Source organism: Mycobacterium sp. 012931, from assembly GCF_000419295.1.
GTDB lineage: Bacteria > Actinomycetota > Actinomycetes > Mycobacteriales > Mycobacteriaceae > Mycobacterium > Mycobacterium marinum.
In genome coordinates, this window is sequence record NZ_AOPX01000001.1 from 3,666,902 (window position 1) to 3,692,403 (window position 25,502).

Here is a 25,502-nt window from a genome sequence, read left to right on the forward strand (position 1 = left end):
TTTGCGGCTCGACTAACTCCAATTTCATTTGCCTCGCCTTGCGACTAATAGTTGTAGTTGCCGTTGTTTTTCAGTTTTACTGCGGATTCTAGAGCAGTATGCCGTGTTGCCGTCTCAATCGCATTTTATGCTTAAAAAGCTTGCTGCACGCGCAATTTCGTCGCTTCCTATCAAACTCTGCTATGCGTTTTCCACTCGCCGTATGGCAGCGTGTCGAGCACCGTCTTCACGCCGACTTGCACCAGCTGAGGGGTGGCGGGACAGATAGCCAACCAGGCCTCACCGGAACCGGCGGTCCGCGCTTGCTGATACAGCGCGATACGCCCACCGGATCCGTCTTTGAGAGACAGCACCGAGGCACTCGGGCCTTTGGCGTCATCCCGGTACTGCCGCGCGTAGACCGCCACTTCGGCTGCGGGGTCCGATAGCGCTTGCCCCAATGCCGCAACCGTGGACGCGCTGATGCCCATCCGGCGCAGATCCCCCCCGGAAAAGACGTTGAAGCCGGACTCCTGCCAGGATTTGGTGGCTTCCAGCATTTCCTCCAGCGGCACGTTGACCGCGTTGATCGCGGCCGGGTCCGCGTGGTGGATAGACTCCAGGCCGTCAATCACCAACGCGGCGATCGACGCGCTGTCGGAAACGGATACGTCGTCGACGGTGATGTCATTGCCAACGCGAACGGCCGACACCCAGTGCTGGCCACGACGGGCCAACACCACCCGAAATTCGTTGTCGGGAATGTCGCGCGAACCGGGCGGCTGGTCCTCGTTGTCGACGACTCCATACAGCAGTTTGCCCCGCGAAAGCAGGGCGACAACTTCGAGGTCAGGTGCGGCTAGCACCCTCATCCGGGCGGCTACCTGTTCGTTCACCGTGTCCCCGACGACGATGCCCTGCTCGCGCATGACCGCCATGCCCGGGTGTTCATTGAGCCAGTCGTTCGAGTCGGTGGATACGTACGGCCGGCACCGTAGTTCAGGCGCAACGTGCCGGATATCCAGCAACGCCTGAAGCATCCAGAAGCCGTCCACGTTGACGGTGATATCGGTGCGCGTACTTTGTTGATCCATCCCTACCTCAGATATCGACGTGGCTGTTGACTGCAGGACACGGCAGCACACCGGTTGGTTGGTGTGCTGCCGCGCCTGAAGTTAGGTTTTAGGCCCAGCTAGAGCCGACGGCGCTGTCGGTCTGCGCCATGTTGTTGCCGGCAGCCTGAACCTTCTGGCCGTGCGAGTTGGCCTGCTCGTAGATCACCTGGAAGTTGCGACCCAACTGGGTGATGAACTCCTGGCAAGCCACCGAACCGGCGCCACCCCAGAAGTCACCGGCAGCCAGCACATCGCGAACGATGGCCTGGTGCTCGGCCTCCAACGAGGCGGCCTGCGCGCGGATGAGGGCGCCGTGGGCGTCAACATCCCCGAACTGGTAATTGATGGTCATATTGGTGTTCTCCTAACCTGAGAAAAGCGTACGCAGCCGTGGCTTTGCGCGCTAGCCGCGGAGGACCTGCTGGGAAGCCTGCTCTTGCTGCTCGTAGTTGTTCGCGTCGCGAACGAGACCGTCGCGCACGCTGTGCAGCATGTTGACGATGTTGCGGAAAGCGGTGTTCATCTGGCCCATGGTGTCCAGCGAGGTGGCCGAGGCCATACCGCTCCAGCCCGCGCCGGCGATGTTCTGCGAGGACGCCCACATCTTGCGGGCCTCGTCCTCAACCGTCTGGGCGTGCATTTCGAAACGGCCCGCCATGTCCCGCATAGCGTGCGGGTCGGTCATAAAGCGTGCAGTCACCTGAATTTCTCCTTGTGTATTGGCTGGTTGGTTGTCAGTTAGATCGTGTATTCGGTTGTGGTGAGCGCGATGGCCGATCAGCTACGCGCTCACGCAACCGCCGGCCCAAAAGTTACGGATGCCCCCCCTCCTTTCGGTCAGCCAGCGGTCACCGAGCATTTCAGCGCGGTGCGACATACATCGCCCCCGAACCTCGATGTCCGATTCGACGAAGCACTTCACAACTGCCGGGAGCGTCGTCGCAGCCGAGCGATCAGAGCCAGAATTCACCCACCGATGGGAGGTTTGTGTTGCGCTCACCGCAGCGCCTGATCCCTCCCCCGGTCTGAGACCGACAGTGCGGTCAGCCGGCAGCGGCCGCGTTGGCGGCTTCGGTGGCCGCATACGAACCGGAGCTTGTTGCAAGCGTGTTAACGAACATTTCGTGAATGGCCGCGGCTTGGGCGCTAACGGCTTGGTACATCTGCGCGTGGGCGGCGAACTGAGCGGCGGTCAGCGCTGACACCTCGTCGGCGGCCGCGGGTACCACTCCGGTCGTCGGCGCCGCCGCTGCCGCGTTCTGCGCGCTCATCGTGGTGCCTATACCCTGCAGGTTTACGGCTGCAGCAGCCAGCGCCTCCGGCTGTGTGGTCACAAACGACATGCTGTATTCCTCCCTAGATTATCCCCGGCGCCCATCTAGTGCAGAGACTAGATGACTGTGTGACGCCAGGTTGCCTTCTACGGGGCCTGTTTGCATTTGTTCACGCGATAGCACCGTGAATTCACCTGTAGTAACGACACAGTAACAGCGCTCGATGCACCTAGCATCCCACTCAGCAAACTCACAGTCAAGGATGTGCGGCTGCTGGCCGAAGAGCGCGCGACGGGGCATTTTGCGGCGTCTAGCTGCCAGCGCGACAGCCATCCGGTCGGCCGCGAGGCTCGTTCGGCGCTGCCGTGACGGTGCTACAGCAATACGGTGGGGCAGTTTCGGTGGGCCGGCTCGATGAGCGCCGGCCGTCTTGATCCACCGCGGATTCGCGCAACTAGTTAACGACTCTGAGTCCGAAACTCGCGACCACGGTCGGTCATGGGCGCTCGGGGCCCGGACAGCCCCAAACGAAGACGTTGTCGTCATACTCACTTCCCCCCTCCTCCCCTGGCATATCAGGGCTCCGGCGTTAACGCCGGAGCCCTGCCTGGCATATCCAATCAGTCCCGCCGCCCTATTACTAGGGTCGCCATCCGGCGGGTGCGCCGTGGCCGTAGAGCGATCCCTCCTCGGGCCGATACTGCGGGCAATACGCGTCAATAGCCGCGCCGACAAAGTAGCCGGAGTGATATCCGGGCATGGAACTGCTGTTGAGCACGTCGTAAGCGACCTCTGTTGGCGTCATGCCGCTGTCAAGCTTCTGGCACACAATGTGGGCGGCCAAGATCGCGTGCGAGGGCGAAATGTGGTCTGTGATGCCCTCGGACTGCAATTCCGAGAGAAATCTGTCGTCATTATTGTCCGCGTGAGCGGTTGCCACAGTTCCCAATGGTCCAAGTAACGCGATTGCGACAACTAGAAGGCGTTTTAACATTTTCGGTGCTCCCTTTGAGCTGAGGCTCCTTGCTGACGATGTGGTCCGGCAGGGGGCGATCTGCGTTGCCTGGCTAGCCAGCGAGAAGTGGGCGCGCCATGACCGTCGGTTTGAACCCGTATCGGGGACCTGAACCGACCCCACGTCCGGCACCCGTGGCGCCCACGGGCATGCCGTCGACCACGTTCGCCGCCTCGGGCGAGGTGATTGGCTCACTGACCGCCTGGACCGTTGGGCGCACGGCCTCTGCAACCGATGCACCCGGCCAGGATGCCGGGACCGCCAAGTGTCCGACGTGGGCGCCGCTGCCCAATCCGGCCGCCACCTGGCTGCCTGCACTGCCGATCGCACCGAGCGCGCCACCCAGCCCCGGGACCTTCGGCAGGGCTGCTGCCGCGGCGGCAGCCGGCTGAGTTATCAACCCCAGCGTCTTGGCCATCTGAACACCGAAGTTGCCCATACCGACGCTGAAGTACGGAAGACCTTCGGTGTTGTAGAAGAAGCTGGCGTAGTTGGAGTAGCCCTGCATGAACGTTCCCAGGTTGTTGGGCAGCACGGTCTGCCCGGTCAACAGGAACCAAATCTCGGTCAGGATCGGATTACTCGCCCCCAGCTGCGACACGAAGCTCTGCGTTCCGCTCGGCGAGGCGAGCTGTCCAAGCTGGCTGGTGATCTGGCTGAGGAAACTCTGGACCGTGCTTTGGGTGGAGGCCGCCGACGTCGCTTGCGCCGCACTGACCGCGGCACCCTGAGTGGTACTGGCCGCCGGATTGGCTATCGTCGGAGCCTCGGTAAACGACTCGATCTTCGTGGCAAGTGCAGATGAGGCGGCATAGTTGTACATCGCCGACGCATCTTGAGCCCACATTTCCGCATACTGGGCTTCCAATTGGGCGATCACACCGTTGTTCAAGCCGAACATGTTGGTCTGCAGCGCCTGAGTCAGTTCGGCACGGTTGGTGGCGATCAACGGCGGAGGCACCACGGCGGCGAACGCCGTCTCGAAGGCCGCCGCGGCCGACTGAGCCTGCGTGGCCGCGTGCTCGGCCTGGCCGGCGGTGACCGACATCCAGGTCATGTAGGGCTCGACGGCCTGTGCCATCGTTGCGGAGGCAGGCCCCATTCACTCTTCGCTGGACAGCTGGGTGATCACCGTGAGGTAGCCCTGGGCTGTCGAATTCAGTTCGGCGGCCAGCGCGTTCCAGGCTGAGGCCGCCGCAACCATCGATGATGATCCCGGCCCCGCATACATCAGCGCCGAGGTGACCTCGGGCGGAAGCATCCCATAATCCATCGCCATTTCCGGACCCCCTAGCCGGCCGCGGCCGCGTTGGCCGCTTCGGTCGCCGCGTACGACCCTGAGCTGATGCCCAGGGTATTGACGAACATTTCGTGAATCGCCGAGGCTTGAGCGCTCACGGCTTGATACATCTGGGCATGTGCGGCGAACTGAGCCGCGGTCAGCGCCGAAACCTCATCGGCTGCCGCGGGCACCACACCCGTAGTGGGTGCTGCCGCGGCGGCATTCTGGGAGCTCAGCGTCGAGCCGATGCCCTGCAAGGTGCTGGCTGCCGCCGCCAGGGCCTCCGGCTGTGTGGTCACGTATGACATAGGAGTTCCTCCTCATCACCCGCGGGCCCGAAGACCGTCGGGATTTGATTGCTATCAACGCTAATTGGAACCGGCTTCGCGGCGCCCCTTCGCTGCGAAATACTCATCGTCGAACAGTCACTCTTCATCCGCTCTTCATTTACTGGCAACCTTTGAATCCGATGACGGTCACACGCAGTGGTTGTTGAGGCCATGACATCAACCTGCCGACGGCGGTCTGGTCAGGACGGGGTAGCGGAATCCGTAGCGCACGCCCAGGTTGCCGGTGCGCTGGGCGCCGCGCGATCCAACCGGGAATCCGCGCAGCGCGGCGTTCAATCCGTTCGCAGGGTTCGCTTCGCCCGGTGAGGTAGTGAAATTGGTGCTCACGAGGCTTCGTGGATGCTTGTTCCACCGCACCGGGAGTGGTGCCCCAGCTGGCCGGAACCGATAGGCCGCCGACCTTGCTGGACGACGCAAAGCTCGCCATCGGGTGCCAATGCCAGGTATCAGCGCCCAAGGCGGCGAATTCGGGTGTCGGGTACCAGGCACCACCGGCACCGGCCGTGGTTCCCCCGGGGCCGAAGGTCAACTGCTGGGCTATCGACCAGCCGGAGTTGCCTATTCCCACACCGAAGTAGGCCTGCAGTGTTTGCCTCAGCGCGTTGTACATGCCGGGATAGAGGCCGGCATAGTTGTTGTCCGGCGTCGGCAGCCCGTAGGTCAGGAAGTTCTGTACTTGCGTCTGAATGATCTGCCACACGGTTGGCGATGACGCCGCCGACGGCGACATCGACGACACTGAAGACAATGAAAGCTGCTGCAGTCCGGGCACTCCGGCGGACGACAGCAGCTGCGGGATGGTGGCCGTGATGGTCTGCGCGGAGTCTCCAGCCGGCGTGGCAGCGGCTTGGGCAACGACAGCGGACTGACCTCCGGCCGCGTTCACCGAGGTGGTATCCGGTGGTGGCGCGAACCGCGGCAACTCCGTGGCCAGCGCCGACGAGCCGGCGTAGCTGTACATGGCGGCGGCGTCTTGCGCCCACATCTCCATGTATTGAGCTTCTGTGGCCGCGATAGCCGGGGTGTTCTGGCCAAAGACATTGGTCGCCACCAATGTCATCAACAAGACCCGGTTGGCCGCAATCACAGGCGGCGGCGCCGTCATCACAAATGCGGTCTCGTAGGCCGCCGCCGCCGCGCGGGCCTGGCTGGCCGCGGTCTCGGTCTGGGCGGCCGCCGCGCTGAGCCAAGTCACATAAGGAGCAACGGCCGACATCATCGAGCGCGATGCCGGGCCGAGCCATGGTGAGCTAGTCAGCTCTGCAATCACCGAACTGTAACCAGATGCCGCAGAGCTCAATTCGGCCGCCAGAGCATCCCAGGCCGACGCAGCAGCCATGATTGGCCCCGATCCAGGGTCGGTATACATTCGGCCTGAATTTATCTCGGGAGGCAACGCCCCGAAATCAAACACCCACCCCTCCTAAAGCCGCCCACGATCGCAATCGCGATCCGGACACAGCAATGCCACCCCAGCATCGGCCAGCGAGGCCGCGACCGTTCGTGTAATCACCACCTTCTGCCCCCCGGCCCAGCTGGTTGAAGCCGTCTCGCCAAACGGCCTCAGCACTGCGAACGGGCGTTACTCGTTGATCCGGCATGGTCTTCGAGACACGTCGCGGTGCGAAAGATGCGCGCCAGGAATTTTTCGGGCGAGGCGTTGTCGAGAGCATCTGCAGCTACCGTCACGGCCAACTTGTGGTCATCAGCGCATGAGCTTTCAGCCTCGAGAAGACCGCATCTTAGCACCATCATGCAACAGCTGCCACGTTGCAGAACTATTGCATATGGAACACATTAGATGACCCGACCGGCCTCCGGCGCCGAAGACGCCAACTATTCATTCCCCGTAAACCATAGTTAAACTGCTGTTAACCTAAATACAACTATCCGTTAACGTTTAGTTTAGAAAGACAGCGGCCGCCCGAGGTCCGTCAGGCGGCCACTTTTGTCACTCCTCGTCGAGGATGAGCGCCATTTCGGGGCAGCTAGCCACACCATCGCGGGCCACTTGCTCGTCCTCGGGTCGCACCTCGTGCTCTTCGAGAATCGAGTAGCCGGATTCGTCGATCGGAAACAGGTCTGGATCCACCGCGTAGCACTGGGCGTGGCCGACACACTTGGAGCTTTCGAGGCGAATCTTCACCGGACTTCCTCTCTCGAGTCTCAACCCAGCTTGGAGCAGGTCAGCTCGGACCACACCGATCAATAGGTAGATTAGCTTGTCGATTGATGGTCACGAGTCCCTCGTGGCCTCGGCTCCGCGGCCAATCCGTCAGATATGAACTCGGATGTGATCGATGTCGGATTGTTGGGTGTTTGCCGACCGTGCGATATTGACCGTGTCATCAAGAGTTTGGCGGCCCCGATGACCTCCGACTAGAACGGAAAACGGAAGACTTGAGCGAATGAGTACCCCCGGCGAAGGTTCGGCCAGCTCGTTTTATCTACCGCGCCTTGAATATTCGACATTGCCGCTAGCCGCCGACCGCGCGGTCGGGTGGAATACGCTGCGGGACGCCGGGCCCGTGGTCTTCATGAATGGCCACTACTACCTGACCCAGCGCGAGGACGTGCTCGCGGCGCTGCGAAATCCCAAGATCTTCTCGTCGCGGATCCTGCAGCCACCGGGCAATCCGCTGCCCGTAGTGCCCCTGGCGTTCGACCCGCCCGAGCACACCCGCTACCGCAAGGCGCTGCAGCCTTACTTCAGCCCGCATGCCCTGGGCAAGTCGCGGCCGGTACTGGAGCGCCACGCGGCAGAGATGATCGCGGGCTTCGCCGGGCGCGGTGAATGCGATGCGATGGCAGAGTTCGCACGGCTGTACCCATTCCAGGTATTCCTGGACCTCTATGGCCTGCCGCTGCAGGATCGCGACCGAGTGATCGCGTGGAAAGACGCAATTATCGGCGACAAGCTCTATCTCACCCGCGAAGAGCTCGAAGTCGGCCAACTAGAGCTGCTCGAGTACCTCAACAACGCGATCCAACAACGTCGCCAGAACCCCGGCTCAGACATGTTGTCACAGGTGATGACCGGCCCCGGCGAGTTCACTGATCTCGAACTTCTGGGCATGAGCCACCTGTTGATCCTTGCTGGTCTGGATACCGTGACCGCCGCGATCGGATTCTCGTTGCTCGAGTTGGCACGCCGGCCGCAGCTACGCACCCAGCTTCGCGATAACCCGAAGGAAATAAGGGTTTTCATCGAGGAGATCGTTCGGCTGGAGCCGTCAGCGCCGGTTGCTCCACGAATCACCACGGATTTTGTCAACGTGGGCGGCATGACGCTACCACCAGGCTCACAAATGCGGCTGTGCATGGCCGCCGTCAACCGCGACGGTAGCGACGCCATGTCCACCAATGAACTGGTCATGGACGGAAAGGTGCACCGGCACTGGGGATTCGGAGGTGGACCACACCGTTGCCTGGGCTCACACTTGGCGCGGATAGAACTGACCGTGATCGTTGCCGAATGGCTCAAGCAACTGCCCGACTTCGAACTGGCGCCCGACTACAGTCCCGAGATCGCTTTCCCGTCAAAGACGTTCGCACTCAAGTCATTGCCGCTGCGCTGGGCCTGACACGGTCAGGCCCAGCGCAGCGGGCCCGGTCTTACTTTCGCACCTCGGTCAGGGCAACCTGAACGAATACGCCGGTGTCCTCGGCCATCAGCAGGCCTCGGCCGCGAGGCAGCGGGCCACCCTTCATCTTGCCGCGAATGAAGCCCTCGTCAGGATCGGCATCCATCACCAGCAACGGCGCATTCGCCTGATGCAACGCCCGCAACATCGGGTCGCTACCTGCCGACGACCAACCACCGAAGGACCTCGTCACGATGACGTGCAAACCGACGTCAGCGGCCCGGTTGACCCAGGGAGCGGCCTTGTGCAGCGGCGAATCGAAGCCCGGTGGCAGCTGCTGGATGTCGTCGACGATCAGGAAGATCTCCGGACCACTCCACCACGACCGGGACAGCAGCTCCTCGGCTGACAGCCCAGGTGGTGGCTCCCGGCCGGCCAACACGGCGGCCAACTCGCCCATCTTCGCCTGGACGCCATCGAGGTTGTAGGCGAACCGCTCCACATAGTTGGAGCCCAGCGCGGTCAGCAGCTGACGGCGCGGGTCGATCAGCCAAACCTGCGCCGAAGGTTGCCCAGGTGGCGGAGCGGGAACGCTGGTGGCGCCCGGTGCATACAACCGCCCGATCTCGGACATGATCGTGGCCAACGTTGTGGTACGCCCACATTCGCGCCGGCCCGTCACCATCAAGTGCGAGTTCTCGGCGAAGTTGAGGTACACCGGCTGCAGATCCAATTCCGATATCGCCCAGGCAATTCCGCCGACACCAACACCTTGACGGGTATCCCGGGCGGCGAGCTGGCGCACCTGATCCACACCGAAACTCGCCGGCAGGCGACGCACCGGCGGCGCCTGGGAGGTCGTGAGCCGACTGACCGCCGCAACGACACTGTCACACTCGAAGACGTTGGTGGGGGTGCTGCCCATCGCCGGCCTCGCCACCAATGTGTGCAGGCCCGCCTGGGGATCGCTGTCCAGCCGGACGTAGTTGACCGCGACCATGCCGCGGCCGGGCTTGACCGGGACATCTTTGGCGAACCGAGAACGCACCAGCTTGGCGTCCTCCACCGCCGCCAAGCGCAGTTCAACGCGGGAACCGAACCCGCTGCGCACCGGGGGCCGCAGCTCAGATTCACGATCGGCAGTGACCACCACGTGCACGCCGAACGAGGGTCCCTGGTTGATGATCAGGTTCACCTGCTCGATCAGCACCTCGTTTTCCTCGGCGAGAGCGCGGTAGTTGTCGATCACCAGGTACACATCGCCGAAGCCATCGTTGGGCACCGGACCGGCTTCCCCACCGAATTTGCGCCGACGGAACATCTCCATCGAGGCAATTCCGTATTCCAGGAAGCTGCGCTTGCGCTCACGCACCAAGGCCAGCAGCTCGGCCACCGTCCGACGCACGCCATACGGGTCCGTCGGGCCAGCCACCTCACCCACGTGAGGCAGCTTGGAAACCGTGGTCAACGCGGTGCTGCTGTACGCCAGGCAGTAGAACTGAACTTGATCGGGCGTGTGAGTCAGCGCCGCCGAGGAAATCAGTGTCTGCAGCGCGGTCGTCTTGCCCGATCCACCCGCGCCCAAGATCAGCACGTTGGACCCGGGACCAGAGGTGTCCACGGTCCACGGCGGCTGGTCATGCTTGAACGGGCGGTCAATGACACCGATCGGGAACACCAGGTTCCGAGCGGACCCATACTCCTTCTGCCACGGGTGCCCGAGGAACCGGTTGACCAGGTCGTCGATCGCGACGGGCTGGGTCAGCGGCGGTTGCCACAGCCGGTAGGGCTCGAAGTTGATCCTGCGCAACTGATCGATGATCACGGTACCCACCTTGGGCACTCGGATGCCTTCTTCCTCGGCCTCGGCCTCGGCCTCCTCGACCACTTCGCCGTTGGCGTGCGCGACCACCTTGTCGATCTCGGGTCCGCCCACCGTTACCTCGAGTGGGGTGAATGAGTTGGTGAACAACTGCGGGCGAATGTAGTCGATGCTGTGCACCAACACCGGCGCTTCCTCGCCGTCGACGGTGATGCCGGGCTGGAAGTAGTCCCGCCAGAGGAATTCGGCCTGGAACCGGATGATGTCTTCGAGGCTCTTCCGGAAGTAGCCCAGACCTGCCTGCGCCGGCAGATTCACCGCGTTGGGCACACCCGCCGCCTGGGCGGCCCCGGCAGTACGTGCCTTCAGCACCAGGCGGTAACCCATGTTCTCCATGAGCTTTTCGGCACGGCTCTCAATGGTCTGCGAGGCCATCATCAAGTGGATCCAATAGGCACGACCCTGCCGGCCGATCGAGTCGAGCACGTCGACCGCCGTCGGCATGATGCGGAACCACTCGTAGAACTCGTCGATGACCACCACGAGCATCGGCAGCGGCGCCATGTCCTGGCCGCGTGCGCGCATCCTGCCGCGAACCGAGTTGTACTCCTTGGCGTCGTCCACACCCGCGCTGTCACAGATCGCCTTGCGCCGGGCGATCTCGCCCCACAAGGCGTCCAGGAAGCGTTCCATCAGCGCCTGGTCTTCTTCCAGGTCGGTGATGATTCGCGAGACGTGTGGCACGCCGGCGAACGGCTTCACCGCGGAACCACCCTTGAGGTCGGCCAGCACGAACTGCAGCTCCTCGGGCGGATGTCCGAGCATCAGCGATTCGATCACGGTCCGCACCAGCGTCGACTTACCGGAACCCGTGGTACCCGACATGACCCCGTGCGGGCCGTCACCACCTTCGTCGAGGGACTTCATGTCCAAGAACAGCAGCTCACCGTTGTCGGATCGGTTGCCGAACGGCGCCCGCAACCGCGACCGGCCCATGCTGTCAGTGCGGCTCCCCCACAAATAGTCGAAGTCGATGTTGCCCGGGTCGTCGATGCCGTAGTAGGCCAAGATGTCCCGAGCGCCAATGTGGGCAACCCGCTGACCGATCTCTTCGTATGCCTCGGCCAGCCGCCACTGGGCCAACTTCTGACCGAACTCCTCCGCCTCCGCGATGCTCACGTGGTCGGTCAGGGCGAAGAACCAGGCGTTGTCGTCGATCACCATCCAGGTGTCGCGGTCGCGGGGCAGCGCCTCGATCACACCAGTCTTGTCGAACTCCAACTTCCGCTCCGGGACGTTCGTCCACATCGGGGAACCGGTCAGGTCGAAGAACGTCACCCCGTCGACGCCCTCTGCGCTGATCACGTACTCCCACTGCGGGTCATCGACATCACAGATGATCACGGTGTGCGGTGTCGGCGTCTGCGCCGAGGAACTGGCGTGCCGTGGCGTGAAGGACCCTCGTCCGGCGAACAGCTCGCCTTGCTCGGCGGCGAACTCACGCACCGAGCTGTAAACCATCCGCGCGTTACCCGCCGCGTCGTAGCGCCGTGAGTCACCGAAGTGCGGAAGCCACTTCACCCATTCCCACTCGGCCAGATCGGAACTGACGACGATGAACTGCACGTGGTCAGGCCCGTGCGAAAAGGTGAGCTGGCAGATGATTGCACGCATCAGTCCCAACGCCTGCTCGCGCTCTCCGACCAGGGCATACCAGGGTTCGACAAGCAGCGAAATCATCTTGGGCAGGTTGTAGACGACGCTTTGATAGCGCCCGAATTCCTGCAACGCCTTACCGGTCACCGGCTCGAGTTCGATGTCGGTCGGCATGTTCTGCGGCTCACCCCAGGTCACCTCGGGGCGGGTCATGCCGACACCGACGCGCACGACCCCGAAGTTGAGGTCTTTGCCGTCGGGTTTGCGTTCCCACATTCGCGGCGAACCGACAGCCGCTGCCAGGATGCTAGGCGCCGGATGGAACCAGCGATAGTTGGAGTCCATGCTGTCCGCAGACTCCTGAGCCGTCTCGCGCAGCATGTCCAGCATCAGCATGAACTGGGCCCGCATCGCATCGAGCTTGGGGCGGCTCATCTGCTGCTGTCCGCCCGCGCCGACGCTGCGGAACATCATCATCATGATTCCGACCATCATGAAGATGGGGAAAATCGAGCCGACGCCGCCGAAAACGTGCGAACCGCTGGCAAACACCATGGCCACCATGCCGCCAAGCAGGCCGACCACGACGACGCCAACGACAATCAACCACCAGGGCTTCCCCTCTGGCGGGGGGATGCTCAACGGTGTTGGCAGAACGATGTTTTCGGGCTTGATTACCGGCGCCTTCTCGGGCGTCGGCCGGGCGAATCCACGTTTCACTTCGGTACCACCAACTCTGCTGGGCTCATATCCATCGGTAGCGTGTCGTGCTCCACCAACGCATCCGCACGTGACAACGTCGGGCCTTGTGGCAATAGCCGCAGCACCACCCAGGGTGCCGGGCTGGGCGTCAACCCCAATCCCAACGCTTCACGCGCTTCTTTGGTGTCCTCAACCCCGAATCGCGCACCGGCTTCGGTAAGCCACCACAGCGATTCAGTTGTCTGGGCGGCCGGGTTGTTTCCGGTAACGGCGACGAAGTTCGCAAAGTTGGGGCCGAAATAGACCTGGTCAGCCTCGCGGCCGGACATGTCCGCCTTCGCCAAGTCGACCACCTTGTTCATCTCGTGTGGCGCGACTGGAATGTTGGGTCCGGAAATCACCTGAACCCGGGACCGGTTCTCACCGGCGGTCCGTTCCCACCACCAGCAGGTTGAGGGATTGTCCCGAATGTCCATCACATTCAGCGGGTCGTCGGGGTAGGCGGACAGATCCAGCCTGTTGACCACCGGCATCTTGGCCAGCGAGGAGGGCTGCACCGTGACCGGCTTGGTGTTGCCCGGGCGTCCCGCGTTTTGCAGGATCTGGGCCACCAGTGGCGGGAGAGTCTGCACACCGTCGGTCAAGACCAGCGAATACTGCTGCGGTCCACTGATCTGAGGCGTGACGATCACCGTCCCGACGGGCCCGGGAGCACCCGGGAACGTCGCCGCCGCACCGTCATCGGGCACCTCCGGAACTACCAACTCCGGTCCAACCGGCAGCGCGTCATAGAGCGCATGGCTCATCGGACGTGCCTGAGTGACTTGTTCGGGCGTCAGCCCCAACGGCAGCAGTACCGACCGGTCTGTGGCGTCGATGCGGGAGCGACGTCCTTCGCGGATCACCCAGGCATCACCCCCGTAGCGCAAGACCACCGCGTCGGAGCCCTTCAGCACCCGCCGGTGACCAGTTAGGTCGGGTGTGCCGTCGATAACGGTCACCGTTACGCCGTGCGGCGACTGCGGCATGGTCGACGGACCCGCTACGGTGTCGCACACTAGCCAGGACGACGTGGCAGGACTTGCTGGATTGAAGTCCGACGGCGCGCCAGGGATACCCACCAGCGGCCCATGCGGCATCGAGTCGATCTGGCTTCCCCGAACCAGATGCGGGTTGGAAGCCCGCCCGGTGATCAGTCGTGCCGACGCCAGGTTGAGCGCTGGGTACAACCGGTCCCCTACCCGAACATAGAGAGCGCCGGAATCGCGGTCGGCGATGATCGGGGAATCGTTGATCTGGCCAGAGGGGCTGATGAACGACCAAAGCAGCGATCCCAGGCAGATCACCAACGCCGCCGACACCGATGCAACGACGGCAAGCGTCTGACGACGGCCCGGCTCGATTTCCATCCGCACGCGCCAGCGGGTTAATGCCATCGCGGTTCGACGGGCCAGGAACTGATAACCCGTTACCTGCGTCCGCGTCGACAACCCGAGGCCGTAGCCTGACCCCCGCTGTCCGCGGCCTTGTTCAGCCACGTTAGATCACCTTTCGCTCTGTTTCAGAACGCCTGGATGCTGGCCTGGATACCCGGCGTAACGCTGATCACGTTGACAACCGTAGGGCACCGGGCCAGAAGTCGCCATGCGACGCTGACCGTGCTGGACCCCCCAAGGATTCGCTGTGTCTCCTGTGCATGTTAGCGGCGAATCGCCGGCGTGGCGCGCCAAGTGGCAAACACCCGGCCGCAGGTCGCTGACCTGCGGCGCAGTGCGACGATGCGGTCGATGTCGGGTGGGTGGGCCCCGTCAAGGTCGCCCTGCGCGCGACGCGTCCTCAGGGTTGGACGCAAGATGGGCGACATGACGGAGCTTGCGCCCTCGCTGGTCGAACTCGCCCGCCGGTACGGCATCGCCACCGAGTTCCAGGACTGGAGCGGCCAGTGCATACCCGTCTCTCAGGACACTTTGGTGGCCGTGCTGGCTGCCCTCGGCGTTCGGGCGGACACCGAACAGCGGCGCAACGCCGCCCTGACCGAGAACCTGCGGTCGTATTGGACGCGCTCGTTGCCGGCGACCATCGTCTCGCGTGCTGGCGCGCAAACGCGTTTTTGGGCGCATGTCACTCACGGCGCTCCGGCCGACGTCTGGCTGCAGCTCGAGGATGGCACGCTGCGTGGCGAGGTGGCGCAGATCGACAACTTCGCTGCGCCGTTCGAGCTGGACGGTCGCTGGATCGGCGAAGCCAGCTTCGTGCTGCCTACCGATCTGCCGATCGGCTACCACCGGGTGTATCTGCGATCCCACGACTACGAGACCAGCACGGCCCTCATCATCACCCCGGATTGGCTGGGGCTGTCGGAAAAGCTCGGAAACCGTCGAGCCTGGGGCCTGGCCACGCAGCTCTATAGCGTTCGATCGCGGCGGTCCTGGGGTATCGGAGACCTGACGGACCTGACTGATTTGGCGCTCTGGTCGGCCTACCGCCATGGCGCCGACTATGTATTGGTCAACCCGCTGCATGCGGCGGCACCGACCGCGCCCATGGAGCCCTCGCCCTACCTGCCGACATCCCGGCGATTCTTCAATCCGATCTACCTTCGTGTCGAGGCGATTCCGGAATACGCCGATCTACCCAAGCGAGGGCGGGTACGCCAACTGCGTGAGAACGTGCAAAGGGGGGCGGACCAGGTCGCCGTCATCGACCGCGACGGGATATGGGCGGCCAAGCGCGCAGCCCTCACCCTGGTCCACCGGGTACCCCGCTCGGCGGGGCGTGAGCTGGCCTATACCGCGTTCTGCGACCGGCAGGGCCGAGCTTTGGATGACTTCGCCACCTGGTGCGCGCTGGCCGAGCGGTACGGCGATGACTGGCACCGTTGGCCGAAGCCGCTGCAGCATCCCGATGCCTCTGGCATCGCGGCTTTCGCGACCAAGCACGCGGATGCCATCGACTTCCACCGGTGGTTGCAGTGGCAACTCGACGAGCAGCTAGCCGCGGCGCAGTCGGAAGCGACCGGTGCCGGCATGTCGCTGGGGATCATGCATGACCTCGCCGTGGGCGTTCACCCCAACGGGGCCGACGCGTGGGCCCTACAGGACGTGCTGGCCTTGGGCGTCACCGCGGGCGCACCCCCGGATGAGTTCAATCAGCTCGGGCAGGACTGGTCGCAACCGCCATGGCGGCCGGACCGACTCGAGCAGCAGGAGTACCAGCCGTTTCGCGCGCTCATCCAGGCTGTGCTGCGGCACTCAGGCGGGGTCCGGATCGACCACATCATCGGGCTGTTCCGGCTCTGGTGGATTCCCGAGGGAGCCGCCCCAACCGAGGGTACTTATGTGCGCTATGACCACGAGGCCATGATCGGCATCGTCGCGCTGGAAGCGCATCGCGCCGGAGCTGTGGTCGTCGGCGAGGATCTCGGCACCGTCGAACCTTGGGTGCGTGACTACTTACTCCTGCACGGCTTGCTGGGCACCTCGATCTTGTGGTTTGAGCTCGACCGGGACGGAAACGGTGACCCGCTTCCGGCCGAACGCTGGCGGGAGTACTGCTTGTCGTCGGTAACCACGCACGATCTTCCGCCGACAGCCGGGTACCTGGCCGGCGACCACGTGCGATTGCGCGAAACGCTGGGGCTGTTGACCCGACCGGTGGAGGTCGAATTGGAGGCATACCGGGCGGAGCGAGCCGCCTGGCTAGCGGAATTGCGCCGCGTTGGCCTACTCGACGAAGCGGCCGGAGCCGGCGTAACAGCCGGGCCGGAAGACGACCCCGAACAGGTCGTGCTCGCGTTGTATCGCTACCTGGGGCGGACACCGTCACGGCTGCTGGGGGTGGCACTGACCGACGCGGTTGGCGATCGGCAGACCCAAAATCAGCCGGGAACCACAGACGAGTATCCGAACTGGCGAGTTCCGCTGGCCGGCCCCGACGGCCGCCAGGTGCTGCTGGAAGACATCTTCAGCAATGCCAGGGCCGCCAGGCTGGCCAACGCCGTTCGCGATCAGACGACGCCAGAAAGTATCCGGTAGTCCGGTCGGCTTCGGCGGCGACGGGCGTGGCGCCAAGTTGGCCGCTGCCAGCTGTCTCGCTAAAACCGTTGCGTGACTGCAGATTCAAGCCAGGCCATCGCTCTGGGCTACCGCAACTGCGCCAGGTTGCGCACCGAGGTGTGCACCTCGGATCGGAGGATTCTGGCTACCAGCCGCCCAATCGGCCCACCTAGCGGACCCCCCCGGTCATATCGGCGGTCAGGTGAAATACCGATCCCGGGTGACCCGCCGCGACGGTCATCGCCACCGCGAGCCGCACTCCGCCCCGCCCACGCCCCCGCAGCTCTATGTACTTCGGCTGGTCGTATTCGGTAACCGTCCAGCCGATGACGTTGCGGAAGCTCATCGAACCGGTCTAGATCCGAAGCGACCGTCCAGGCGGTAGCGGGCTCGAGATCCGATGACGTCGAAACCTCCACGCGAGCCATGAGCCAGCCCCACTCCCCCTGTTGCCCCTCTTGCCGGCGACACCGGCTCGTCCCCAAACAGGACCGGGGGCGTCGTTCGGGTTCGCATACCCAGCCCCGGCCGGCAGCTAAACGAGAAACGACCCCAGCGGGGCGGCGCCCTAAGCAGTTGTCAGCGGTTGCCCCATCAGGCCAGCAGCCCCGGCGATAGCTATTGATCGCACTGTCGGACAACGGGATTGATGACGATCGGCTAGCCGGACCAAGGGGATCTGGCTAGATTCCGGTCCAGGCGTCGTCCAACTGGGTCGCCACATCGATGATCTGCGCGGCTTGTGAATGCGGTGCGTCGATCTCGTCCGCGACGTACTGGGCGATGAAACGCCGAATCTCACCGTCAACGCCCGCAAGAATGCGCAGGACCTCTCCCCTGATGGATTTCGAGGACACATTGACCGTGATGTCCGACGGACGCGGTTTCGATACGTCGACTATCAGCAGTAGCGGCTCGGCGGCGCGCGCGGTCGCGCGCAACGCGATGTCACCGGTCACCGAGAATCGCTGCTTGTCGAGGCGCAGATCCAACAGAAGATCGATCGACAAGGGAATGTGGATGACGAAGGTGATCAGATCACCCAGCTTTCGGGTCACCCGCGGATCCTGGATTTTGACTTTCGCACTGACTTTGGCGATGCCTCCGGGGCCCTGAGCGATCGGTTCCATCGCGAACTCGCTGCCCGCGATGTCGGCGAACGCCGCCGCGACGCGGTCCGGGGTGACGGCAACCTCAAAAAACCTGCGGCCGAAGTCCTCGTAGGAGACGTAGTCGTGATTTTGCATAGGTTTATACCGTCTCATGTCACCTGCTGAAATGGACACTGATCCGCTCGCGTCGCACAAATATGCCACCTGGGCGCAGGACAGCGAGTGCCGGTGGGGTATCGACCTGTGTGATCTGCAACATGAGCTGGTGACTTGTGAACAACCCCACATGCGGCCGCCTCGATTCGGTGTGTCGGGCGCCGGCCTGCCACCCTTGAACTAATTGGAGGTGTTTGGAGTCTGATGTGCGCCCAGAAATATCCTGAGCAGCGCTCGACCACCTCGCGGATCGAGGGGCTGCTCACCTGGCTTGGTGGCGGGCACTGGCGTGAACTCGGTGAGCGCCATGAGAGGTCCACGCACGCCGTCGCGGGCGCTGTTGTGGCCTTCGGAGCCGTGTTGGCCTGGCTCGTCGCCGGGCTGGCGGTGAGCGAATCGGTGAGCTGGCCCGGCTGGGCCGTGGTTGGCGTGACACTGGTGTTCGGCTTGCTGATTGGAGCGGTTACCCGCGGCACCGCTAGTGCTCTCACTCGACGCTGGCCCAGCATCGTGTGACGCGCCGCGGTCGCGGTCGCCGTCGGCGTGGTGGTGGGCGAGCTCGCCGCGCTTGTCGCATTCTCCGGTTCGATTGACCGATACCTCGACGAACATGCCCTGCGCAACGCGCAGACAGCCCCGGCCGTGGCAGCGGCTTCGGAGTCGCTACGGCAATCGCGCACGGCGCGCCGCTCGCTGGACAACGCGGTCGAAGAAGCTCGCGTCCATCTGGATAGCGCCCTGGTGGTTGCCCGGTGCGAGTACCACCCCACGGCAGACTGCCCACAGACCAGGATCACCGGCGTTTCCGGTCGCGGACCCGAAACACGAACGGCGAATCAGCTTCTCGCGGACTCGCAACGCGAGTTGGACAACGCGCTGGCGGCCCGGGCTCGCCAAGCATCCAACCTGGACGCCAAGGTGGCTCGTGATGAGCAAGCGCTGGCCGAAGCCCAACGCGCGGTGGTCGCCAACGCTGGTGGCGGGCTGGGCACGCGCTGGGTGGCGATGAACGCGCTGACATTCGCCAGCAAGGGCGCGTTGGCGTTGCGGCTGCTGACGATCGCGTTCTTTGCGCTTGTGTACTTGTTGCCGCTGATCCTGTGGCTCTGGCGGGGCGAGACGACTCACGACCGCCATGCGGCGGCGCGCGCGCAGCGCGAGCGTGCCGAGCTCGACGCGGACACCGCTATCGCGGTCAAACGGGCCGAAGTGCGCCAGGCCGCCGAAATCATGTGGGCCGAGCACCAACTCAATCAGACCCGCATGGCCATCGAGGCCCAGGCCGAAATCGACCGTGCGCAACAACGCCGCCGCGTCATCGAAGCACTGGAGCTTCCGATGCACGCTTCGTCGCAACGTACCGACGAGCCAGTGGAGGAAGACATGTATCTGCCGATCGCAGCCGAAGCAGAAGCCGCCGCCAGCCGGGCAGTCGCAGAATTGCCGGCCGGGGCAGCGAAAGCCGATACTGACACGACCCATCACCTTCCGGCGCAGGTCGAGTCGAGCCCGACGGTAGAGCGGCACGAGCAGGACCGCGCGGCGCCGCTGATCCCGTCGATTCCTGACGCCACAAAAGCCGCGGCGCGCTGGATTCGCCCGTTGGTGCCCCCGTTCGTCGCGCGTGTCATCGACAACACCACCCAGCCGATCCGCAGCGCGCGTCAGGTGTTCGAAGAAGTTGAGGAGATCGCTTTTTCGTTCAAGCGCACGCGCAAGGTAACGGTGAACACCGAGAGTTCCGACGACCATCGCGAGCAGCCCGCACCCCAATCCGCCGGTGCCGATGCTCCAGCCCCCGTCAATCGCATCGCTTCGTCGCGCGGAGACGCCGAATCGGGCAGTTGGGCCGAAGACGGCGAAGGACTGGAAACCCACCAGGGGCGGCCCTCGCTGGGGCAGGTGCCTGCCGCAGATGTGGTGGGACTGCCGGTCGGGACGACAAAGCAGCACGGCCGGCGCGAATTGGCCGAACGGGAGGGCCCACGCGAGCTGCGGTCGCCCGACGGTCCGCGCCAGCTCCCGCCCGGCAAATAGTCGTGCGGCTTGCGACAGCGGTCGCACCACAGCGGCGGCGTATTATCCTGCCGACGCGTGGAATCGGTGCCGACAGCAGTGACACCCACCGTTGTATCTGGCCGGATTTCATACGGATTGGGAGCAGGACAGAATCTCGTGGATCTCATCACGGCGGTAAACGCAGGGTCCAGCCCAAAGGAGTTCCCCGCACGAGCGATCGGGATGCGGGTCCGCGCATGAAGGTCAGCGTCTTTCTTGCCGATGCCGCCCATGCCGACGTTCAGTCCGGAAAGATCCACACCCTCGGCCTGGGTTGGCGACAGTGCCAAACACCCACGCCCCCTTTTGCTTTAGTGCTTTTCGTAGACATTGACTGGAATGAGACCAACAAGCAGCACAAGCTGAAGTGCCAGCTGTTGACTACCGATGGTGACTTGGTCGTGGTGCCGGGGCCGAACGGACCGCAGCGTGTGCTCTTCGAAGCCTCCGCCGAGGCAGGGCGACCGCCCGGCGCTATCCACGGTACGTCGGTTCGGATGCCGCTCACCCTCAACATTCCTGCCGGCATTCCGCTGGAACCGGGCATATATGAGTGGCGAGTGGAGGTCGAAGGCTATGCCAGAGCCACGGCGGTCGAGTCGTTCGTGGTGACCGGCCCCGGTGTTCCACCGGCGCCTTCGGAGTGATGGCTTGCGCCGGAATGCCCACCGCGGAAGACACTTTCGTGGTGGCGTTGCACCGGACGGCGTGATATCGATTGCAGCAGGAGAGCGGTTCAATGGGCACTGAGGATCAAGTCACCGTCGATGCCGACCCGTACATCTGGCCTTTCGATGGCGACATTGCCATCGGGCGGACAGCGCTAGTCAACATCGACTGACAAGTCGACTTCGCCGGTCAAGGCGGCTATGTCGACACCATGGGCTACGACCTGTCTTTGGTACGTGTTCCCCTGGGCCCGGCGCAGACCGTGCTCGAAACCGCGCGGAAGCTGGGCCTGCTGATTGTGCACACCCGCGAGGCCTCACCCGAGGTGAGCCGGGATGGGAGATCATCCCGGAGATGGCGCCGTTGCCAGGAGAAATGGTCGTGGACAAACTTGGCAAGGGAAGCTTCTACGCCACCGATCTGGAGTTGATCCTCACCACCCGCCGTATCACCCATCTGATCTTCACCGGCATCGCCACTGATGTCTGTGTCCACACCACGATGCGCGAAGCCAACGACCGAGGGTACGAGTGCCTACTGCTCTCTGACTGCACCGGCGCGACCGACTACGCCAATCACCTTGCCGCCCTGAAGATGATCACCATGCAGGGCGGTGTGTTCGGCGCCCATGCCACCGGCGCGGCGCTCCTCGAGGCGTTCGACAAAATCCGCGACAGGCAGGCCCACGCGGAACTGGGCGGCACCCACGCCGACACCCCGCGAGCGGTCCTGGCAAGACGCTAGTTGGAGGGATCGCCGCCGGCACCACCGGAGCCGCCGGCGCCACCGGACCCGCCGGACCCGGTGTCGCCGTTGGGCGGATTGCCCCCTGAGCCAGCGTCGCCGAGTTTGCCGCCTTCCCCGATACCACCGATGACGCCGCTGCCACCCGTGCCGCCGTGGCCGCCGGTACCTCCGTAGGCACCCCCGCTGCCGAACGGTGCGGGCGCCCCAGTACCGCCGGCGCCACCGGTGCCGCCGTCACCACCGGCCCCGCCGGCGCCGTTGAAGCCGTTGCCGCCGTCACCGCCAGTGCCACCCACCTTTGCCTCGATGCCAACGCTCGCATCGTATCCGGGGCCGCCCCTGCCGCCGTTCCCGCCGTTCCCGCCGATGGTGCCGTTGCCACCGTCACCGCCATCAGCGCCCTCGTAGGCAGCCGAACTGTAACTTACGGGTTGCTGGTTCGGGGCGTCTCCGCCGTCCCCGCCATCCCCGCCAGGCCCGATCGCACCGTCGCCCCCATTACCACCTCTGCCTCCCCAGATTTCGGCGAGACCGTTGCCGCCGTCACCACCGTCCCCACCGGTGCCCCCGTCTCCGCCGGAACCGCCTCGACCGCCCTCCCCTGGGTTCCAGAGACCGAAGCCGTCGCCGCCGTCGCCACCCGAGCCGCCGTTACCGCCGGCTCTCCAGGCGCCGGTGGTGCCGGTGCTGCCCTGAGTGGACCCAGTCCCGCCAGCGCCGCCGGCCCCGCCGGCAAAGGCCTCGCCGCCCCTACCACCGTCCCCGCCGTTGCCTGCGCGATTCGTCAAGGTGGCGTCGAGTCCGTCCATCCCAAGACCGCCGGTGCCGGCGAATCCGCCGTTGCCGCCGTCTCCACCGTCACCACCGGCTCCTCGGGTGCCACCGCCACCAGCGCCCGCGGCGCCGCCGTTGCCGCCAGCCCCGCCATCGCCACCACCCTGGCCGTCGCTGCCGTCTCGGTCGGTCCCGCCGCTCGGCCAGCGCCCGCGGCGCCGCCGTTGCCGCCAGCCCCGCCATCGCCACCACCCTGGCCGTCGCCGCCGTCTCGGTCGGTCCCGCCGCTCGGAACGCTGCCGTTGTTGCCGTTGTGCCCGTTGCCGCCGTCACCGCCCTCACCGCCCGCGCCACCTGCCGGGCCCGTGGTACCGACCTGGCCGGCCCCGCCAGTTCCGCCGACACCGCCGTCGCCGCCACTGCCACCGGTGCCACCATTGCCGGCATTGGCCCCGCCCTTGCCACCTGCTCCACCCACGCCGCCGTCGCCGGCCTGTCCGCCGGCTTCACCGTTGCTACCAGCTGAGACACCTGCGGCCCCAGCCTTGCCCGCGCCACCATTGCCGCCGGTACCGCCGTCGCCCCCGTCGCCGTAGAGCCCGCCGTCACCGCCGGCACCTCCCGCCCCGCCGGCGACACCGATTGCACCGCTGCCGCCGTTGCCGCCTTTGCCGCCGTTGCCGCCGTTGCCGCCGGTGGTGAGGCTGAGCCCGTCTGCGCCATGAGCGCCGGTGGTGGCGCCGGCTCCACCAGCCCCACCGCCCCCGCCCAGGCCCGGATCGCCACCGTCGCCGCCCTTGCCGCCGACGGCACCCGAGCCGGCGGCCGCGTTTGCTCCGCTGCCGCCGGTGCCGCCCTCTCCGCCGGCCCCACCATCACCACCGGCTCCACCGCCCCCCTGGATGCCGTCGGAGAATCCCGCGGCCTGTGACAAACCACCCGCACCGCCGTTGCCGCCGGCCCCACCGACGCCGCCAGCGCCCCCGTCACCCGCGTCGCCACCGTTAAGGCCGGCCTTAGACGAGCCGTTGAACCCGTTGCCGCCTCGGCCGCCGGTTCCGCCAGTGCCGCCACTGCCACCGTCACCGCCATCGCCACCGTGACCGGCCAGGGTGCCACCCACGCCTCCGGCGCCTCCGTCGCCACCTGCCCAACCGGAACCACCGGCACCGCCGTTGGCACCCACCACATCGCTCGACCCGGCCGTGCCGATCGATCCGGTACCTCCGGTGCCGCCATTGCCGCCATTGCCGTAGCGCCCGCCGTCGCCGCCCGCACCGCCAGCGCCCCCGGTGCTGCCGGTGGGACCCGTCGTACCGCTGCCGCCGTTACCGCCGTCACCGCCGTCGCCGCCAGTGGTCTGGGTCAGCCCATCCGCGCCGTGGGCGCCGGTAACCGAGCCGGTTCCACCAGCCCCTCCATCCCCGCCGTCGCCGCTATCGCCACCGTGGCCACCATTGCCCCCAGCTAGCCCCGAGCCGGCGGCCGCGTTCGCGCCATCGCCACCATCACCGGCGCCTCCACCGGCCCCACCAACACCACCCATACCGCCACTGCCACCAGCGGTGCCGTACAGGCTCAGCTCGGTACCGTCAGCACCACGGCCACCGTCGCCACCAATACCCCCGGTACCACCGTCTCCACCAGCACCACCAACACCACCGTTGCCGTACCGGCCACCATCACCACCAGCCCCACCAGCACCACCGCTGGCACCCACGGTGCTGGCATTGGCCCCATCCCCACCGTCACCGCCGTCGCCGCCAGTGGTCGGGCTCTGCCCGGGGACGCCGTGGTCACCCACGACCGAGCCGCGACCGCCGGCTCCACCAGCACCACCCACACCCGGGTCACCGCCCTGCCCGCCGGCACCACCGGCGCCACTTCCAGTCAGGAATGAACCCGCGGCCCCATCACCGCCATCACCCGCGGCCCCGCCAGCACCACCAGACCCGCCGGCACCCCGACCGCCCAAGAACCTGATCAGGCCGCCCTTGCCGCCATCTCCGCCAACCCCACCGACTCCACCGCTGCCACCGCTTCCACCACCGTCGCCAGCACTACCCGCGACAATCCCGTTGGCACCTGCACCGCCCGCTCCGCCAAGCCCCCCGACGCCGCCCAAGCCTCCCGCGCCGCCGGCACCGATCAACCAGCCACCCCGCCCGCCGGCACCACCGTTGCCGGCGCTGCCGCCGTCGCCGCCGGACTCACCAATCCCGCCCGATATCTCGTCGGCGCCGTTTCCGCCGGCACCCCCACTGCCACCGGCACCCCACAACCCGGCGGCAGCGCCACCGGAGCCGCCGTCGCCGCCGGCCCCGCCGTCTTGGCCGCCAACACCGCCAGCGCCACCCAGACCGCCGGTGCCGATCAGACCCGCATTTCCACCGGCACCACCGCCACCACCAGCACTAGCGAGGCCCCCGCCACCGGATCCACCGGCTCCGCCGGCACCCCACAACCAGGCCCCTCCGCCGGCACCGCCGGCACCGCCACTCAACGCACCCTGTCCGCCAGCACCGCCGACGCCGCCGTTGCCGTACACCAACCCGCCACGCCCGCCGACACCGCCACTACCGCCGTTGCCCGCCGCGTTGATTCCACCCGCTCCGCCGGCGCCGCCATTGCCAAACAACCCGGCCGACCCGCCGGCACCACCGGACTGACCAGCCGCTCCCGAGCCGCCGGCACCACCGTTCCCCCACAGCAAGCCCCCGGCCCCACCAGCCTGGCCGGACCCTGGCGTTGCATCCACGCCATTGCCGATCAACGGACGTCCCAACCACGACTGTGTGGGCGCATTAATCGCGTTCAGCGCATTCTGTTCCGCGAGTTGCAAGGCCGATATGAGCGATGCATTAGCCGTCTCCGTGCTGACATAAATTCCGGCGCCCGAAGTCAGCGTCTGCACAAATTGTTCGTGAAACGCCGCCATCCGGGTGCTGAGCGATTGATATTCGGCCGCGTGAGTACCGAACAACGTCGCAATCGCCACCGACACCTCATCGGCCGCAGCGGACAGCACCGTCGTGGTCGGTCCGGCTGCCGCGGCATTGGCCGCCCCGATCGAAGACCCTGATCGAAGACCCAATCCGCACCAAGTCCGACGCGGCTCCGGCAACCAGCTCCGGGGACACAGTGACAAGCGA

At 65.4% G+C, this 25,502-nt stretch carries 16 protein-coding genes and 5 pseudogenes; 5 read left to right on the plus strand and 16 right to left on the minus strand.

Annotated features, from left to right (window positions below; genetic code table 11):
• Positions 1–170: 170 nt before the first annotated feature.
• From MMSP_RS16195 to MMSP_RS16235, 10 genes and pseudogenes are all read right to left on the minus strand, one after another.
• Positions 171–1,073, minus strand: coding sequence for an ESX secretion-associated protein EspG (locus tag MMSP_RS16195; RefSeq protein WP_012394390.1), 903 nt, complete (start codon positions 1,071–1,073; stop codon positions 171–173).
• 88 nt (positions 1,074–1,161) lie between these two features.
• On the minus strand, positions 1,162–1,446 hold the full coding sequence (locus tag MMSP_RS16200) for a WXG100 family type VII secretion target (RefSeq protein ID WP_011740938.1): 285 nt from the start codon (positions 1,444–1,446) through the stop codon (positions 1,162–1,164).
• A 51-nt stretch (positions 1,447–1,497) separates the two neighbouring features.
• On the minus strand, positions 1,498–1,794 hold the full coding sequence (locus MMSP_RS16205; protein ID WP_012394389.1) for a WXG100 family type VII secretion target: 297 nt from the start codon (positions 1,792–1,794) through the stop codon (positions 1,498–1,500).
• Positions 1,795–2,137: 343 nt separating this feature from the next.
• Positions 2,138–2,437 (minus strand): type VII secretion system ESX-5 target PE19, encoded by a 300-nt coding sequence (locus MMSP_RS16210; protein ID WP_020787496.1) that lies wholly within the window; start codon positions 2,435–2,437, stop codon positions 2,138–2,140.
• Between the two features lie 571 nt (positions 2,438–3,008).
• Positions 3,009–3,362, minus strand: coding sequence for a DUF732 domain-containing protein (locus MMSP_RS16215; protein ID WP_051153694.1), 354 nt, complete (start codon positions 3,360–3,362; stop codon positions 3,009–3,011).
• Positions 3,363–3,435: 73 nt separating this feature from the next.
• Positions 3,436–4,656 (minus strand): annotated as a pseudogene (locus MMSP_RS16220) (PPE family protein).
• Positions 4,657–4,673: 17 nt separating this feature from the next.
• Positions 4,674–4,973 (minus strand): PE family protein, encoded by a 300-nt coding sequence (locus MMSP_RS16225; protein WP_012394386.1) that lies wholly within the window; start codon positions 4,971–4,973, stop codon positions 4,674–4,676.
• A 198-nt stretch (positions 4,974–5,171) separates the two neighbouring features.
• Positions 5,172–5,513 (minus strand): hypothetical protein, encoded by a 342-nt coding sequence (locus MMSP_RS29875; protein WP_369797356.1) that lies wholly within the window; start codon positions 5,511–5,513, stop codon positions 5,172–5,174.
• A pseudogene (locus MMSP_RS16230) lies at positions 5,485–6,429 on the minus strand (PPE family protein); the annotation flags it as partial. The gene MMSP_RS29875 and the pseudogene MMSP_RS16230, both read right to left, overlap by 29 nt.
• 537 nt (positions 6,430–6,966) lie before the next feature.
• Positions 6,967–7,161 (minus strand): ferredoxin, encoded by a 195-nt coding sequence (locus MMSP_RS16235; RefSeq protein ID WP_011740946.1) that lies wholly within the window; start codon positions 7,159–7,161, stop codon positions 6,967–6,969.
• Between the two features lie 262 nt (positions 7,162–7,423).
• Between MMSP_RS16235 and MMSP_RS16240 the strand changes: the two genes are divergently transcribed.
• Positions 7,424–8,599 (plus strand): cytochrome P450, encoded by a 1,176-nt coding sequence (locus MMSP_RS16240; protein WP_020787502.1) that lies wholly within the window; start codon positions 7,424–7,426, stop codon positions 8,597–8,599.
• Positions 8,600–8,630: 31 nt separating this feature from the next.
• Here MMSP_RS16240 and MMSP_RS16245 read toward each other — a convergent pair whose 3' ends face one another.
• The gene (locus MMSP_RS16245) at positions 8,631–12,797 is read right to left on the minus strand and encodes a type VII secretion protein EccC (protein WP_020787503.1); all 4,167 of its coding nucleotides are present in this window, start codon (positions 12,795–12,797) and stop codon (positions 8,631–8,633) included.
• Positions 12,794–14,317 carry a type VII secretion protein EccB gene (gene eccB / locus MMSP_RS16250; RefSeq protein WP_036426618.1) on the minus strand — a complete coding sequence of 508 codons (1,524 nt, stop codon included), beginning with the start codon at positions 14,315–14,317 and terminating at the stop codon, positions 12,794–12,796. The genes MMSP_RS16245 and eccB overlap by 4 nt, the downstream gene beginning before the upstream one ends.
• A gap of 324 nt (positions 14,318–14,641) precedes the next feature.
• Here eccB and malQ point away from each other — a divergent pair, with 324 nt between their 5' ends.
• Complete coding sequence (gene malQ, locus MMSP_RS16255) at positions 14,642–16,813, plus strand: 4-alpha-glucanotransferase (protein WP_036427338.1); 2,172 nt, start codon at positions 14,642–14,644, stop codon at positions 16,811–16,813.
• A gap of 107 nt (positions 16,814–16,920) precedes the next feature.
• Here malQ and MMSP_RS16260 read toward each other — a convergent pair.
• Positions 16,921–17,262, minus strand: a pseudogene (locus MMSP_RS16260) (SRPBCC family protein).
• Between the two features lie 255 nt (positions 17,263–17,517).
• Entirely contained in the window at positions 17,518–18,081 is a 564-nt protein-coding gene (locus MMSP_RS16265) for a hypothetical protein (RefSeq protein WP_012394378.1), read from the minus strand.
• Positions 18,082–18,306: 225 nt separating this feature from the next.
• On the opposite strand from MMSP_RS16265, the pseudogene MMSP_RS16275 reads away from it, so the two are divergent.
• The 3 genes and pseudogenes from MMSP_RS16275 to MMSP_RS28610 all read left to right on the plus strand — a co-directional run bounded on the left by MMSP_RS16275 (position 18,307) and on the right by MMSP_RS28610 (position 21,573).
• A pseudogene (locus MMSP_RS16275) lies at positions 18,307–20,139 on the plus strand (DUF4407 domain-containing protein).
• A gap of 218 nt (positions 20,140–20,357) precedes the next feature.
• Entirely contained in the window at positions 20,358–20,807 is a 450-nt protein-coding gene (locus MMSP_RS16280) for a hypothetical protein (RefSeq protein ID WP_012394376.1), read from the plus strand.
• A gap of 92 nt (positions 20,808–20,899) precedes the next feature.
• Positions 20,900–21,573, plus strand: a pseudogene (locus MMSP_RS28610) (cysteine hydrolase family protein).
• Here the strand turns inward: MMSP_RS28610 and MMSP_RS29880 are convergent.
• Both MMSP_RS29880 and MMSP_RS29365 read right to left on the minus strand, forming a co-directional pair.
• Positions 21,570–22,385 carry a hypothetical protein gene (locus tag MMSP_RS29880; RefSeq protein ID WP_020787512.1) on the minus strand — a complete coding sequence of 272 codons (816 nt, stop codon included), beginning with the start codon at positions 22,383–22,385 and terminating at the stop codon, positions 21,570–21,572. The pseudogene MMSP_RS28610 and the gene MMSP_RS29880 overlap by 4 nt on opposite strands.
• A complete protein-coding gene (locus MMSP_RS29365; RefSeq protein ID WP_369797320.1) occupies positions 22,361–25,444 on the minus strand; it encodes a PE family protein in 3,084 nt (1,027 codons plus the stop codon). The genes MMSP_RS29880 and MMSP_RS29365 overlap by 25 nt, the downstream gene beginning before the upstream one ends.
• Positions 25,445–25,502: the final 58 nt, after the last annotated feature.